The organism is Roseateles sp. P5_E1 (assembly GCF_054049335.1).
The window spans coordinates 1-514 of record NZ_JBFUMN010000497.1 but is presented as its reverse complement, the minus strand read 5'-3'; the positions used below and the strand labels follow the sequence as shown (position 1 = coordinate 514).

1 protein-coding gene is annotated in these 514 nt (G+C 65.2%); it reads right to left on the bottom strand.

Going from position 1 to position 514, the window contains the following annotated elements; all coding sequences use genetic code 11:
• Positions 1-68: 68 nt before the first annotated feature.
• A partial coding sequence (locus ACXJKJ_RS32295) for a BBE domain-containing protein (protein ID WP_457395847.1) occupies positions 69-514 on the bottom strand: 446 nt, incomplete at its 5' end.

Here is a 514-nt window from a genome sequence, read left to right as displayed (position 1 = left end):
GACCTCGGCCGGAGTCGACGCGCACCGCGCGGTGATGGCGGCCAGTCCAGGCGGCCAGGGGCGACGCCTTATCGCAGGCGCGTAAATCCATCGTCGGTCCACGCTTCGCTGCCCACGCCATGGCGGACGAAGAACAGGCCGTCGGGATCGTATTTGCGTTTCACCGCGGCAAGCTTCGGATAGTTGGTGCCCCAGAACGAGCGTTGCCAATCGCGTTCGAAATAATCGCTTTCCGAGACGTACGAACCGGCGCCTGGTGCAACCTTCAACAGTGCGTCCATGGCTTTGTTGATGCGCTCCGAAGCGCGACGGGCCTTGGCGATATCCGGTGCGGGACCCGGCATGCCAGGAAAGGCGGGGGCACCTTCGCCCGCGCAGATCGCGAGCGCAAACGCATCCAGCACCTGGGGATTGGTGGCCGTATCGCGCGCAGCGGCGATCTCGCTCGGTGGCGCTCCGGCCAGGCCTTTGTTGAAGTGCAGCGACATCTGCCATTGCCGCGTGCTGGCGAACA